Origin of the sequence: Sphingomonas sp. Leaf37 (assembly GCF_920939475.1) — a bacterium.
In the GTDB taxonomy this organism is placed as follows: Bacteria; Pseudomonadota; Alphaproteobacteria; order Sphingomonadales; family Sphingomonadaceae; genus Sphingomonas.
Map to the genome: position 1 here is coordinate 61,811 of NZ_CAKLAX010000001.1, position 14,237 is coordinate 76,047.

A 14,237-nucleotide genomic window follows, 5' to 3' on the forward strand; every position below is an offset into this window, starting at 1 on the left:
GGTTTCCGAACGCATGGCGCTTTTCGTCTTGCCGCGGCGGTGACAAGGGATAGGTCTGCCCGCGCGGCATGGCCGTGCCCGCGTGGGACAGGCGGGCCAACGACGACTGGATAGGAACGACATGCCGGACCACGCTATCCTGACCGCTGCGATGCACGGCGAGACGCGTGTCCGGCACGATCGCGGCGCCGCCTTCGGCGATGCGGTGATGAGCTGCCTGATCGTCCCCGACGAATTCCGGCGGGTGCAGAGCGACTATCTGATCCTGTTCCGCCGCAATGTCGAGGATGGCTCGACCGCCGCCCTTGCGATGTTCGGATTCGAGAATGGCGAGAACCTGTATCTTTCCGCCGGCGGCTGGGACGCGCGCTACATCCCGCTGGCGATGGATATCCAGCCGCTGCTGATCGGCGGCTCACCAGCGGGCGGCGAAGGCGCGCAAGTGCATATCGACATGGCCAGCCCGCGGATCGCCACGACCGACGGAGTGCGACTGTTCGAAGACGATGGTGCCCCCTCGGCCTTCCTCGAAGACCGTATCGAGAAACTGGGCGCGCTCGATACCGGCTATCGTGCCAGCGTCGCGTTCTTCGCCGCGCTCGATCGGCACGACCTGCTCGAACCGCTGATGCTCGAAGTGCCGCTGGACGACGGTTCGATCAACAATCTGGTCGGCTTTCACGTCATCGACGAGGATCGCCTGCGCGGGCTCGATGCCATGGCGCTGGGCGACCTGCATCAGGGCGGGCACCTGATACCGATCTTCATGGCGTTGGCGTCGCAGGGCAATCTGCCGCGGCTGATCGCCCGCAAGAACCAGACCCTGGGCAGTGACTGACCGCGACACCGACATCTTCGCAGCCTTGCCCCACGTTCCCGAACGCGTGGTGGCGGATGCCGCTGATCTCGACGCGGCACTACGGAGCGCCGACCGCCCGTTCGTCGTTCGTGGACTGGCCGCCGACTGGCCGCTGGTGCAGGCCGGGCGGCGATCCGCGGCGGAGGCGCGGCGCTACCTCCTCGATCATCGCCGCGACGTGCCGTTCACCGTCTCCGTAGGCGCGAGCGGCGGCGACGGCCGACTGTTCTACGACGAGGCGATGGCGATGAACTTCGCCACCTTCAAGACGAAGCTGGACGAGGTGTTCGCGCATATCGACGCGAGCGAGCAGAGTGGCGATGCCCGGCCGATCTATCTCGCCTCAATCGACATGCAGGGCTATTTCGACGGGCTGCACGAGGCGAACCATGTCGATCTCGGCGACCGTACGCCGCTCGCCAGCATCTGGATGGGCACGCGGACGCGGATCGCCGCGCACAACGACGTGCCCGATAACCTCGCCTGCGTCGCGGTCGGCCGGCGGCGCTTCACGCTCTTCCCGCGCGAACAGTTCCGCAACCTGTATCTGGGGCCGATCGACAACACGCCGGCTGGGCGTGCGGTGAGTATGGTCGATTTCCATGCGCCCGACTTCACCGCCCACCCGAAGTTCCACGATGCGCTGGCCCACGCGCAGGTCGCCGAACTAGAGGCGGGGGACGCACTCTACATTCCGGCGATGTGGTGGCATCACGTCGAGGGGCTGGCGGCGTTCAACGTGCTGGTGAATTACTGGTGGCGGACGACGCCGCGCTGGCTGGGGCAACCGCAGGACGCGCTCAACCACGCGATCCTCGCGGTTCGTGACCTGCCCGCGGATCAGAAGAGGCATTGGCGCGAGATGTTCGACTATTATGTGTTCGACGATGACGACACGACGATTGCGCATATCCCCGAACGGGCGCGCAGCATCCTGTCGACGCTGACGGCGGAAAGTGCGGGGCGGCTGCGCGCCTTCCTGTTGCGGGCGCTCAGCCGATGAGCGGCGCGGCACCCGCCCGCCGCATCGTCATCGCCGGCGGCGGTACCGCCGGCTGGATGGCGGCCGCGGCGATCGCCCGGACGATGGGGCGCACCGTCGATCTGACGCTGGTGGAATCGGACGCGATCGGCACCGTCGGCGTGGGCGAATCGACCATTCCGCCGCTCGTCACCTACAACCGACTGCTCGGCATCAACGAAGCCGATTTCATGCGGGCGACGCAGGCGACCTTCAAGCTCGGCATCATGTTCGACGGCTGGAAGACCGCGGGCGAGAGCTATTTCCATTCCTTCGGCCTGACCGGCAGGGATCATTGGTCGGCGGGGTTCCAGCACTTCTGGCTTCATGGCCGGGAGAAGGGGCATACCGAGCCCTACGACGATTATTGCCTCGAACTGCTGGCGGCGGCGGAAGGGCGATTCGCGCACCTGCCCGACGAGGGCATGAACTATGCCTATCAGCTGGACTCCACGTTATACGGCCAGTTCCTGCGCCGCATGGCGGAAGCGGACGGGACGCGCCGGATCGAGGGTCGGATCGCCCGCGTGGAGCTGCACGGCGAGAGCGGCGACATCGCGGCATTGGTGCTCGATTCCGGCATGCGGATCGAGGGCGACCTGTTCCTCGACTGCACCGGCTTCCGCGCGTTGCTGATCGAACAGGCGCTGCACACCGGTTTCGACGACTGGACGCACTATCTGCCCTGCGACGCCGCGATCGCGGTGCAGACCGAGAACGCCGGGCCGCCGCCGCCCTTCACCCGCGCGATGGCGCACGATGCGGGCTGGCAGTGGCGTATCCCGTTGCAGCATCGCACCGGCAACGGCATCGTCTATTGCAGCCGCTACCTCGATCACGACGCGGCGCTGGAACGCCTGCTCGGCAATTTGACCGGCCCGGTGCTGACCCAGCCCAACAAATTGCGTTTCGTCACCGGCGCGCGGCGCAAGCAGTGGCATCGCAATTGTATCGCCATCGGCCTGTCCGGCGGGTTCATGGAGCCGCTGGAATCGACCAGCATCCATCTGATCCAGCGCGCCATCCTGCGGTTGATCCGGATGATGCCCGCGGGTCCGGTGTCGCCGCGTGACATCGCCGAATTCAACGACCAGCAGCATCAGGACATGCTGCAGATCCGCGACTTCCTGATCCTGCACTACAAGGTCACCGAACGCCGCGACAGCCCGTTCTGGCGGCAATGCGCGGCGATGGAGATCCCGGACACGCTGGCGCAGAAGATCGAGCTGTTTCGCGACACGGGCCGCGTCTTTCGCCGCAACGAGGAACTGTTCGCCGAAAACAGCTGGGTGCAGGTGATGATGGGGCAGGGGATCATGCCGCAGAGCTGGCACCCGATCGCCGGCAAGCTGCGCGACGACGAACTGGCGACGTTGTTGCAGACGCTGCGCGACACGGCGCGGCGGACGGTGGCGGGGCTGCCCGGACACGGCGCCTATGTCGCGCGCTATTGCGGCGCGTCGCGCTAGCCGATGGTCGTATCGAAACGGCGGCAGTCGGTCACCATCAAGCACGTCGCCGCCGATGCGGGCGTGTCGTTGCAGACGGTCAGCCGCGTCGTCAACAAGGCGCCGAACGTCCGGCCGGAAATGGCGCTCCGGGTACAGGAATCGATCGATCGTCTGGGCTATGTGCCGTCGCTGGCGGCGCAGCGGATGGCCGGTGCGCATTCCTATTTCATTCTCGCACTCAACGACCGCGAACGCACGATCGCCGACTGGCGGCTGCGGCAGGGCACCGACTGGGTCGACCAGATGCTGTTGGGCGGCATGCTGACCTGCGCCGAGCACGGCTATCGCATGATCATCGAACTGGTCGACACGCATAGCGACCAGCTGGAACGCGAACTGCTCGCCGCGATCGCCGCCGTGCAGCCGGACGGCATCGTCCTGACCCCGCCGCATTCGGGCAATCGCCAGATCGTCGATCTGCTGGCGACGCAGGGGATCAGCTTCGCGCGGATCGGCTCGGTGCGGCCCGGCGGCGGCATCAAGCTGACGATGGACGACGAACGCGCGGCAAGGATCGCGACCGAACATCTGATCGAACTGGGGCATCGCCGGATCGGCTTCGTCGCCGGTCCCGCCGATTACGAGCTGAGCGGCTGGCGGATCGACGGCTGGCGTGCGGCGATGGAACGTGCGGGGCTGCGCACGGACGATCTGCTCGCCACCGGCGACTTCAGTCATGCATCGGGCCGGTCCGCCGCAGAACATCTGCTCGCGCTGAAGGACCGCGTGACGGCGCTGGTGGTGAGCAACGACCAGATGACGCTCGGCACATTGCTCGTCGCCGAAGAGCGCGGCCTGTGCGTGCCGGCGGACCTGTCGCTCATCAGCTTCGACGATACCCCGTCCATGCGGTACGCCAATCCGCCGGTGACGGCGATCGTCCAGCCGATCGCGGCCGTCACCGCCCGCGCGGTGCAGCTCATCATCGAACAGCGGCGCACCGGCGATGCTCCCGCCGCGCCGGTGGTGGTGCCTGCCGAACTCGTGTTGCGGAAGACCACTGGACCGGCGCCCGCGCCGCATTGATCGCGTCGCTCCCGGCGTCCGCAGGCCGGGGCCGACGCGTCATGCGAACTGCCGTCGCTCCGCTGCACGATCCGTGTCATGGTCCGGGCAGGGCCAACTGTTCGCGCTGGAGTTTGGATGAGCGAGACCGAGACCGACACGCCGGCCCCACCGCGGTTTCCGCTTCACTTCCAGATGCTCGCGGGCTTTGCCATCGGTCTTGTCGGCGGCCTCGTCGTCAACCTGACGGCGGGGGACGCGACATGGGTGAAGACGATTACTACCTATGTCACCGGCCCGGCGGGGCAGGTGTTCCTGCGCCTGCTGTTCATGCTGGTGATACCCCTGTTGTTCTCGGCTCTGGTTACCGGCGTCGCCGAAATGGGGGATATCGCCTCGCTCAAGCGGGTGGGGCTGCGCACGCTCGCATTCACGCTCGTCCTGTCCACGATCTCGGTGATCGTCGCGCTGGTGCTGGTCAACGTGATCCGGCCGGGCGGCGGGGTCGACCCCGCGCTGGCCCGGGCCATGCTGGCGCAGGCCGGCAACGGCGCCGGTGCGATCGTCGGGTCGAGCCGCAATCAGCCGGGCGGGGTCGAGGCCGTGCTCGGCATCATCCCGTCGAATGCCATCAAGGCCGCGGCGGACGACGACATCCTCGCGCTGATGGTGTTCGCACTCGCGATCGGCGTCGGGCTGGTGCTCGTCCGCACCGACAAGACGCATGTCTTCCAGAATGCGGTGGAAGGCTTGCTGGAGGTGGCCATGGCGTTGATTGGCCTCGTCATCCGGCTCGCCCCGATCGCCGTGGCCTGCTTCATGTTCAATCTCGCCGCGCTGTTCGGCTTCGACATCCTCATCCGGCTGAGCTGGTATGTGGCGACCGTGCTCGCCGCGATCACCTTCCAGCTGGTGATCGTCTATGGTGCCGGGGTGTGGTTCGCGGCGGGCATGAGTCCGCGAACCTTTTTCGGCGGCGCGCGCGAGGCGATGGTGATGGCGTTCTCGACCGCAAGTTCGAACGCCACTCTGCCCACGTCGCTGAGCATCGCCGAGACCGAACTCAAGCTGCCGCGCAAGATCGCACGCTTCGTGCTGACGATCGGCGCCACCGCCAACCAGAACGGCACGGCGATCTTCGAGGGCGTCACCGTGATCTTCCTCGCGCAATTCTTCGGTGTGGAGCTTTCGCTCGGCCAGCAGGGAATGGTGATGCTGGTGTGCATCCTGGGCGGAATCGGCACCGCCGGGGTTCCGGCAGGCTCGCTGCCGGTGATCGCGTTGATCCTCGGCATGGTTGGTGTGCCGCCGGCCGCGATCGGGATCGTGCTCGGCGTCGATCGTCTGCTGGATATGTGCCGCACGATGCTCAACGTCACCGGCGATCTCGCGATCGCGACCATGGTCAACGGGCGTGTGCGCAGCGGGGCGCCTATGGGGTAATCCGGCATCGCTTCGCCCTCACGCCAGCCGCTCCCGATCGACCGGCGTATAGCGCGGGATCAGCAGATGAACGACCAGCAGGGCGGCGAAATAGGCGCAGCCCGCCACCGCGAATATCGGACCATAGCTGCCGACCCCGGCAAGGATCGTCCCGGCGAACTTCGCCATCAGCATGCCGCCGATCGCTCCGGCAAGCCCGCCGAGACCGATGACCGATCCGCCCATCCCGCGTGGAAACAGATCGCCGGGAATGGCGTAGACGTTGGCGGAGAAACCCTGGTGACAGGCGCAGGCCATGCCGATCGCCACGACCGCCCACCACAGGCCGGGCGCCTGCGCGGCAAAGATGATCGGCAAGGCGAACACCGCGCATGCCGCCATTGCGGTCTTGCGCGCCCGGTTGGCGCTGGCACCGCGCGCCAGCAGACGCGACGATCCCCAGCCACCTGCGATCGATCCGACATCGGCCAGCACATAGACCGCGACGAGAGGCGGCCCGAAATCCAGCATTCGGACGCCATATTGGCGATTGAAGAAATCCGGCAGCCAGAACAGGAAGGTCCACCAGATCGGATCGATCATGAACCGCGCGAGCATATAGGCCCAGGTCTGCCTCAGCCGCAGCAGCGTCCGCCAGCGCACGGGCTGCGCCGCCGGGACCGGGTCGCTCTCGATCCACGCCAGTTCTTCCGGCGTCACACGGGGGTGCCGCCGTGGGCTGCGATAGAAGATCAGCCACGCCGCCAGCCACAGCGCGGTGAGCGCGCCCGTCGCCACGAACGCCATCCGCCAGCCGAAGGCGACGGCGATCGCCGGCACGATCAGCGGGGTCAGGATCGCGCCGACGTTGGACCCGGCGTTGAAGATGCCGATCGCCAGCGCGCGCTCGCGCTGCGGGAACCATTCGTTCGCCGCCGCCAGCGCCGCCGGAAACGCTCCCGCTTCGCCGATCGCCAGCGGCAGCCTTGCCCAGATCATTCCGCTCGCGCTGGTGAACAACACATGCGCGACATGCCCGATCGTCCAGATCGTCACCGCCACCGCATAACCAATTTTTGCACCGAACCGGTCGACGAACCGGCCGAACAGCACGTACGCAATGCCGTACGCCGCCTGGAATGCGATCGCCAGGTCGGCGTAGCCCTGTTCGCTCCACCGGTATCGCGCCTGCAGCTCGGGCTTGAGCGTCGGCAGCACCAGCCGATCGATGTAGCTCAGCGCGACTGCCGCGAACAGCAGCGCACAGACGATCCAGCGGGTACGACCGCGCGGCCTTGCGGCATCCCCGGCGGGCAGGGTCGTCATCCCTACCAGCTCCACATCGTGCCGTCCTGCAGACGGTTCACCGGCAGATAGGCGCGGCTATAGGGATATTCCCCAGCCAGTGCCTCGTCGATGTCCACGCCCAGACCCGGCGCATCGCCCGGATGCATGAGGCCGTCGGCGAAGCGATAGGCGTGCGGGAAGACGGCATCGGTCTCTGCGGTATGCGGCATGTGTTCCTGTATGCCGAAATTGGGCACCGACAGGCCGAAATGGAGCGCCGCCGCCATCGCGACCGGACTGAGGTCGGTCGCGCCGTGGCAGCCGGTGCGGATCTGGTACAGATCGGCCAGCGCCGCGATCCGGCGCAGGTGGGTGATGCCGCCTGCATGCACCACGGTCGCGCGGATGTAATCGATCAGCTGGTTCTCGATCAGCGCCTTGCAGTCCCAGATCGAATTGAACACCTCGCCGGCGGCGAGCGGGGTGGTGGTGTGGTGACGGACGAGACGGAAGGCGTCCTGATCCTCGGCCGGCGTGGGATCTTCCAGCCAGAAGGGGCGATAGGGTTCCAGATCGCGGCCCAGCCGCCCCGCCTCGATCGGGGTCAGGCGGTGGTGGATGTCGTGCAGCAGGTGGACGTCCCAGCCCAATTCCTCACGCGTGGCCCGGAACAGCTCCGGCACGATGCGCAGATATTGCGGCGTCGACCAGACGCTCTCGGTCGGCAACGCGCCATCGGCCGGCTCGTAGCGCTCGCCGGGCCTGGCGACGCCATAGGTCGACGGCAGTCCCGGGACGCCGCATTGCAGCCGTACCGCGCGATAGCCGTCGCCGATCGCGGTTTTGGCGGCGGCGATCGTGTCCTCGATCGTCACGCCGCTGGCATGGGCGTAGACGAGACAGCCGTCGCGCGATGCACCGCCCAGCAACTGATAGACCGGCAGGCCGGCGATCTTGCCCTTGATGTCCCACAATGCGGTATCGACCGCAGCGATCGCGGTCATGGTTACGGGGCCGCGCCGCCAATAGGCACCCTTGTAGAGATACTGCCAGACATCTTCGATCCGGTGCGCGTCGCGGCCGATCAGGCACGGCACGGCATGTTCGGTCAGATAGCTGACGACGGCCATCTCGCGGCCGTTGAGGGTCGCATCGCCGAGGCCGGTCGTGCCGTCGTCGCAGGTGATCTTCAGCGTGACGAAATTGCGGCCGGGTCCGGTGACGATGACGCTTGCGTCGGTGATGCGTGGCATCAGCGCGGCTCCGCCTCGACGCGGGGCGTGAACGAGACTGACGTCATACGGGACCATGTCCTCTCATCGGATTTCATCGGGTCAGCGGCGCGCCATAGGAGTCGGGTGCGCCATCCAGCCTGAGGTCAACGCGGTCGAGCAGGAAGCCGGGGTCGAGCGCATACAGGCGCAGTTGATGCCTGCCGGGCGCCAGCGTCGCGAGGCGCAGCGACCGGACCGCGCTGTTCGACAGGACGTTCCGCTTCCACTCCTCGCTCCGTCCGTGCGTTTCGTAGTCGAGCACCTGCAATGCCCCGTCGTCCACGCGCACGCCGATGCGCAGCCGGGTGTCCGACGTGAGCGGGTGCACCGGCAACCCGACGATCCGCAATTCGGCATCTGCTTCCGCACCGGTCGTGAAGCTGTAGCGCAGCGGCGTGCGGGTATCGTCGGGCCCGGCCGACGTCAGCGTCAGTCGCGTGCGCAACGCCGTGCCGCGGGATCCGAGACCGGGGACCTGCTCCCAGTCGCCGGGCACGGGTCCGTCCGCATCGGTCGGCGCGAGCGAGATGACGCGCTGGTAGGCGACCGGCGTACCCGCCGGAGCGGCGGGCATGAGGCGGGGCGTCATGCGGTAGGTCTTGCCCTGACAGCGGGCGGTCGCAGGTCCGATCGACCCCTTGCCGTCATAGCGGAACATCACCCTCCGCTCGAACCCGTTACCCGCCTCCAGCCGCCCCGAGGACGCGTCCGCCACCAGCCCGGGGACGGCGCCGATCGACCAGTCCGCCGGCTGGCCGTTGCTCCGGATCGTCGCCGGGTGACTGGCCGCCATTCCGGTGACGAAGACGAGCTCGCTTGCGTCCACGACGCAGCCGGGCGCGGCGGGCAGGTCGATCTTCGGATAGGGCGGTTCGGCGAATACCGGCAGGCGCCGCGGCGCCATGTCCATGATATGCCGCCATTTGCCGTTGCTCTGCTCGTTATAGGCGCGGGTATCCGCGACGATCCCCGCATGCGCCGCGCGCGCCCGATCGGACAGGGCGTTGACGTTCGTCCGGCCCTGCCGGGCGTAGAGCGCGGCAAGATCGAGCGTCAGGTTGCGCGTGTTGAGGTTGGCCGCGGACCGGACCGGATAGAGGACGATCTGGAAGAAGGCGTCGCGCCGGTCGGCGGGCAGCCCCGCGCCAATCGCTTCCGCCCGTGCGACGAGGGCGGCGTAACGATCGATCCGCCGGTACGCTTCCTCGCCACCGCTGCGCGTGTAATCGCCGATCCGGATGGGGGTAACCGGTTCGACCTGGCTGAAGCCCATGAATTCCGGACGGCGCTCGAATGCCAGATCGTAATAATCGGTCATCACCCCGGCGATCGCGTCCGCCTGTGCGGCGCCGAACTGGTCGCGCGCCCAGCCGGCGAGATGCGCACGGGGGGTGTCGGTGAAGGCGCGGTGATCGAACGCGAGATCGAGGAAATATTGCGTCAAATATTCGGCTGGCTTGATATCCCCCACATTGACCACCCACAGCCGACGCGCGTCCGTCTGCCAGGCGCGGTCCAGCTGTTCGCGGATCAGCGCGGGATGGGTCGTCGCCAGCCAGAGATAATCGTGCGGACGGCCCCAGTACGAGATGTGGTAATAAACGCCCGACCCGCCGGACCGGGTGCGTTCCGCCATATTCGGCAGCTGGCTGACATAGCCGTAATTGTCCTCAGGCCAGACGATCGTCACGTCGTCCGGCACCTTCAGCCCGGTCGCATAGACGTCGAGGACTTCCTTGTAGAGCGTCAGGGCCTGAGGCACCTGTTCGGCCGGACGGCGCTGAGCCCTGGCCAGGATGTCGCGCTGCAACCGGATCGCGTCGGCCATCGCGCCGCGTGCGTCCGCGGGTGTGGCGGCACCCTCCATGCCGGAATCGTGCTTGCCGCGCAGGCCGATGGTATAGACGTTCTCGAAATCCTTCACGCCCTCCGCCCGGCGGCGCCAGTATTCGACCATCGCGTCGCGGTTGGAGAAAAAGTTGAATGCGCCGTCGGATGCGTCGTCCCATTCGCGCACATTGTTGCGCATCATCGGTTCGGCGTGCGATGTGCCGACTACGATATCGTGGGCGCGAGCGGCCTCGGCGTTGCCCGGCACCTGATAGAAGGGGCGGGTGCTGTCGTGCATCGCCGGCCAGATCAGATTGGCCTTCAGCCGCCATAGCAGCTCGAAGATACGGCTATAGGTCTTCGGCCCGATGTCGCCGACCGCGGGCTCGTGCGTCTTCGCCGCCCAGGGTTGCAGCCCCCAGTCCTCGTCGTTGAGGAAGATGCCGCGATAGCGGACCGACGGGGCGTTCGACAGACGGCGTGTGCCGTCTACCGCCAGCCGGGCAACCCGGCGCGGTGTCACGTCGGCCCACCATTCCCACGCCGATACGCCGATCTCGCGGGTCAGATCGGTCACGCCCCAGATCGCGCCGCGCCGGTCCGACCCGGCGATCAGCAGGTAGCGGCGCGAGCGCACGCTGCGCGATCGGGTTTCCAGTCGCAGATACCGTTCCCACTGGCCGGCCAGCGCATCCAGTGCGACCCCGCCGTCGTTGGCGACGGCGCGGACCAATGCGGTGTCCGCCGCGCCGACGACCACGCACAGGCGGCGGCATTGCGCCACGCCGGTCAGCACGCGCGGCGTGCGCCCGGTGACCCGGGTCAGATCGCGCGCCAGCATATCGCTGGCGAGCCGTGCGGATTCGTCGGCGGCATGGACGATGTCCGCGACCTCGCGGCCATCGAACAGCGTCGTGCCTTGTGCGCGAGCGGCGGCAGGCATGACGATCAGCGCCGAAGCCGCCAGGACGACCCATCGCATCACCGTGCCGCCCCAAATGCGGTGCGACGGATCGCCAGCGAATATGGCTCGACGCGGCGCCCGCCGAGCAGGAAAGGGCCGGTATCGGCGGGTGCGGCGGGGAAAGGGGCGCAGATCGCAAGCGTGGCGTTCCGGGCCATCGGGCAGTGTATCGGGCAGTGTATCGGGCAGGTCATCGGGCGGTCAGGCGCACGGTCGTGTCGGGTACGCCCGCGGCATGGACGGTCAGCGTAATCGGGCCGCGCTGTCCGGGTTTCCCCCGCACGATGGCGAGCGCCTTGCCATTGAACAGGCGGCGCCGGATCGACGGGAAAGCGGTGAAGTCGGTCGGGTCGCCGTTGTCGGTCGCGACGACCTCTCCCGGACCATCGATGGCGAACTGCAGCTCGCGTTTGTCGGCGGGTACCGGATTGCCGGCGGCATCGTGCAGGGCCACACTGACGAACGACAGGTCCCGACCATCGGCGGCGATAGTCCCGCGATCGGCGAGCGCAGCGATCGTCGCGGCGGTGCCGGCAGTCCGGACGACCTGCTCGGCCCACGTCTTGCCGGCCTTGTACGTCACCACCCGGATGGTGCCGGGCGCATAGCGGACGTAATCCCAGCGAAAGCGATATTGATAGGGCAGCTTCTTTTGCCGGCCCTGCGACACCCCGTTGACGAACAGCTCCGCCTCATCCGCCGAACTGAACGCATGGACCGGTGTCACCTGTCCTTCGCGTCCCGGAAACGTCCAGTGCGGCAGGACGTGGACGAAGCGCTCGTCCGGCCGCCACCGTGCCTTGTAGAGCCAGTAGCGATCCTTCGGAAAACCGGCGAGGTCGACGATGCCGAAATAGGAGCTGCGCGATTCGTAGAACGGCGCCGGTTCGCCCAGATAGTCGAACCCCGTCCAGACGAACTCGCCGGCGACGAAGGGGTTCTGGTCCTGCGCCGACCATGTGCGGTCGGCCGACCCGCCGAAGTCGCTGGCGAAGATCTCATAGGCGCTGATCTGGCGCGTGTCCCAGTCGGCACCGACCCCAGGGCGCACCGGATTGCTGTTCGCGCCGGGGACCGGAAACTGATATTCGCCGCGGCTGCTATAGGCGGCGGCGCTCTCCGAACTGAAGATGACCTTGCCGGGATGCCGCGCGCGGAAGATCGGAAAGGTCGGCGCGCGGGTCCGGACCCCGGCACCCTGGTAATTCAGCGCAACCACATCGAAGGCGGATGCATAGGCCGAGCCTGCTGCTCCGGTGTTCATCGCGGCGAAGACCGGGCGGGTGTCGTCCTCGTCATGGGCGATGCCGACCAGCCGGCGTGCGATCGCTGCGCCCTTGCCGTCGTCATTCTGTTCGGGAACCTCGTTGCCCACGCCCCACAGGATCACCGACGGGTGATTGGCGTCGCGCCGGATCATCGCACGCAGATCCTGCTCCGACCAGTCGTCGAAGATCAAATGGCTGTCGAGCGGGGTCTTCCGGCGTTGCCAGGCGTCGAAAATCTCGCTGGCGACCAGCATGCCCATCCGGTCGGTCATGTCGAGCAGTTCGGGCGCGACGGGATTGTGGCTGGTGCGGATCGCGTTGACGCCCATCGCCGCGAGGATATCCAGCTGTCGCTGCGCCGCGCGCGCGTTGAACGCGGCACCCAGCGCGCCGAGATCGTGATGCTGGTTGACCCCGTTCAGCATGACGTGTTCGCCGTTGACGATGACGCCGCGATTCGGATCGAAGGTGATCGACCGGACGCCGAAGCGCGTCTCGCAGGTGTCGATCACCCGGCCGTTCCGCTCAAGACTGGTCACCGCGACGTAGCGGTGGGGCCGCTGCATCGGCGGCGGCCCCCACAAGCGCGGGTTCGGCAGCGTCGCGCTGCGTGAGATCGTCTCACGCCCTGCGGGCGCGATCGTCACATCGGCGGCGGGAATCCGTGCGACCGCAGCGCCGATGCGACGATCGTTGCCGTCGATCGGGAAGATGGCGGTGCGTGCGGTGACCTGCGCGGGCGTCGTACCATTGTTCTCGACCGCCACGGCCAGTTCGATGCGGGCGGCGGCGGCGGACACCTGCGGCGTCGTTACCCGGCTGCCCCATTGTGCCACCCTCACGGGGTCGGCGGTGGTCAGCCACACGTTGCGGTAGATCCCGCCGCCCGGATACCAGCGCGAGGATTCCATCGGGTTGTCGAGTCGGATCGCCAGCTGGTTGACCCCGCCTGGTACCACATACGGCGTCAGGTCGACCTGCCAGCTGTTGTACCCATAGGGCCAGCCGCCGGCGAGCTTGCCGTTGATCCAGACCGCCGCGTGCGACATCGCGCCGTCGACCTCCAATATGATGGCCTTGCCGCGCGAGGCGGCGGGGATCGCGAGCGACCGGCGATACCAGCCGACGCCCCAGCTGGTCAGTCGCCCCATGCCGCCGAACGGCCCTTTGCGCAGGAACGGTCCGCCGATCGCCCAGTCGTGCGGCAGGGTGACACGCTGCCACCCGCTGTCGTCGAAGCGCGCCGCGACATAGGGGTGGTCGCTGCCCGGATGGCCCGCGGGGCGGACGTGGCGTCGCGCCGGATCGCTCAGGAAGGCGTTGCCGCTGGGCAGGATATAAGGACGCAGGATACCGGCGCCGCGCGCCTGCTCGCCACCCATGCCACCCATGCCACCGGCATCGAAATCCGCGCCGTCGGGACGCAACCGAAGCTCCGGCCGCACCTCGTAGCGCAGGTCGACCTTGCCGCCGGCCGGGTCGCCCATCTGGAAATGCCAGCCGTCGTTGATCGACACGCGGCTGCGCTGCGCATGCGCCGGTTGCTGGACGACGATCGCGAGCATCGCCAGCGCTGCCTGCGACCACGCATATCCATGACCCGGCCGCGATGCGCGCTCCCGGAGAACGGTGCAAAGCGCATTGGAGATCGTGAGCGTACCGGGGATACCCGGCATCGCTGCGGACGCGTTCCGCAGGATGTTCATTCGCTACACTCCCCCCTCGACGGACCATTTGGTAGGTTCAATATCGCCATGGTGTTGGACCAATATGCTTGAGGAAGCCTGTCAAGTCAA

10 protein-coding genes are annotated in these 14,237 nt (G+C 67.4%); 5 read left to right on the forward strand and 5 right to left on the reverse strand.

All coding sequences use genetic code 11. From position 1 onward, the window contains the following. The first annotated feature begins 121 nt into the window (after positions 1-121). The 5 genes from LRA87_RS00200 (at position 122) to LRA87_RS00220 (ending at position 5,839) form a co-directional block, all read left to right on the forward strand. Positions 122-838: a SapC family protein gene (locus tag LRA87_RS00200; RefSeq protein WP_230628384.1), complete on the forward strand. Its 717-nt coding sequence runs from the start codon at positions 122-124 to the stop codon at positions 836-838. Beyond that, complete coding sequence (locus LRA87_RS00205; RefSeq protein WP_230628387.1) at positions 831-1,862, forward strand: cupin-like domain-containing protein; 1,032 nt, start codon at positions 831-833, stop codon at positions 1,860-1,862. The genes LRA87_RS00200 and LRA87_RS00205 overlap by 8 nt, the downstream gene beginning before the upstream one ends. Next, entirely contained in the window at positions 1,859-3,349 is a 1,491-nt protein-coding gene (locus tag LRA87_RS00210) for a tryptophan halogenase family protein (protein WP_230628390.1), read from the forward strand. Before LRA87_RS00205 ends, LRA87_RS00210 begins: the two co-directional genes overlap by 4 nt. Positions 3,350-3,352: 3 nt before the next feature. Beyond that, positions 3,353-4,417, forward strand: a complete 1,065-nt coding sequence (locus LRA87_RS00215; protein ID WP_230628393.1) for a LacI family DNA-binding transcriptional regulator — start codon at positions 3,353-3,355, stop codon at positions 4,415-4,417. A gap of 117 nt (positions 4,418-4,534) precedes the next feature. Further along, the gene (locus LRA87_RS00220) at positions 4,535-5,839 is read left to right on the forward strand and encodes a dicarboxylate/amino acid:cation symporter (RefSeq protein ID WP_230628395.1); all 1,305 of its coding nucleotides are present in this window, start codon (positions 4,535-4,537) and stop codon (positions 5,837-5,839) included. 18 nt (positions 5,840-5,857) lie between these two features. Here LRA87_RS00220 and LRA87_RS00225 read toward each other — a convergent pair whose 3' ends face one another. The 5 genes from LRA87_RS00225 to galB form a co-directional block, all read right to left on the reverse strand. After that, on the reverse strand, positions 5,858-7,144 hold the full coding sequence (locus LRA87_RS00225) for an MFS transporter (RefSeq protein WP_230628397.1): 1,287 nt from the start codon (positions 7,142-7,144) through the stop codon (positions 5,858-5,860). Positions 7,145-7,146: 2 nt separating this feature from the next. Next, positions 7,147-8,358, reverse strand: coding sequence for a D-mannonate dehydratase ManD (gene manD / locus LRA87_RS00230; protein WP_230628399.1), 1,212 nt, complete (start codon positions 8,356-8,358; stop codon positions 7,147-7,149). Positions 8,359-8,431: 73 nt separating this feature from the next. After that, positions 8,432-11,191: a glycosyl hydrolase 115 family protein gene (locus LRA87_RS00235; protein ID WP_230628400.1), complete on the reverse strand. Its 2,760-nt coding sequence runs from the start codon at positions 11,189-11,191 to the stop codon at positions 8,432-8,434. Further along, complete coding sequence (locus LRA87_RS00240; protein ID WP_230628402.1) at positions 11,191-11,331, reverse strand: hypothetical protein; 141 nt, start codon at positions 11,329-11,331, stop codon at positions 11,191-11,193. The genes LRA87_RS00235 and LRA87_RS00240 overlap by 1 nt, the downstream gene beginning before the upstream one ends. A 32-nt stretch (positions 11,332-11,363) precedes the next feature. Further along, positions 11,364-14,147: a beta-galactosidase GalB gene (gene galB, locus LRA87_RS00245; protein ID WP_230628404.1), complete on the reverse strand. Its 2,784-nt coding sequence runs from the start codon at positions 14,145-14,147 to the stop codon at positions 11,364-11,366. Positions 14,148-14,237 lie beyond the last annotated feature (90 nt).

Coding starts and splice junctions, on each gene's coding strand:
- galB (WP_230628404.1), bottom strand. CDS start 14,147: ATGAACATCCTGCGGAACGCGTCCGCAGCGATGCCGGGTATCCCCGGT.
- LRA87_RS00210 (WP_230628390.1), top strand. CDS start 1,859: ATGAGCGGCGCGGCACCCGCCCGCCGCATCGTCATCGCCGGCGGCGGT.
- LRA87_RS00235 (WP_230628400.1), bottom strand. CDS start 11,191: ATGCGATGGGTCGTCCTGGCGGCTTCGGCGCTGATCGTCATGCCTGCC.
- manD (WP_230628399.1), bottom strand. CDS start 8,358: ATGCCACGCATCACCGACGCAAGCGTCATCGTCACCGGACCCGGCCGC.
- LRA87_RS00200 (WP_230628384.1), top strand. CDS start 122: ATGCCGGACCACGCTATCCTGACCGCTGCGATGCACGGCGAGACGCGT.
- LRA87_RS00215 (WP_230628393.1), top strand. CDS start 3,353: ATGGTCGTATCGAAACGGCGGCAGTCGGTCACCATCAAGCACGTCGCC.
- LRA87_RS00240 (WP_230628402.1), bottom strand. CDS start 11,331: ATGGCCCGGAACGCCACGCTTGCGATCTGCGCCCCTTTCCCCGCCGCA.
- LRA87_RS00225 (WP_230628397.1), bottom strand. CDS start 7,144: ATGACGACCCTGCCCGCCGGGGATGCCGCAAGGCCGCGCGGTCGTACC.
- LRA87_RS00220 (WP_230628395.1), top strand. CDS start 4,535: ATGAGCGAGACCGAGACCGACACGCCGGCCCCACCGCGGTTTCCGCTT.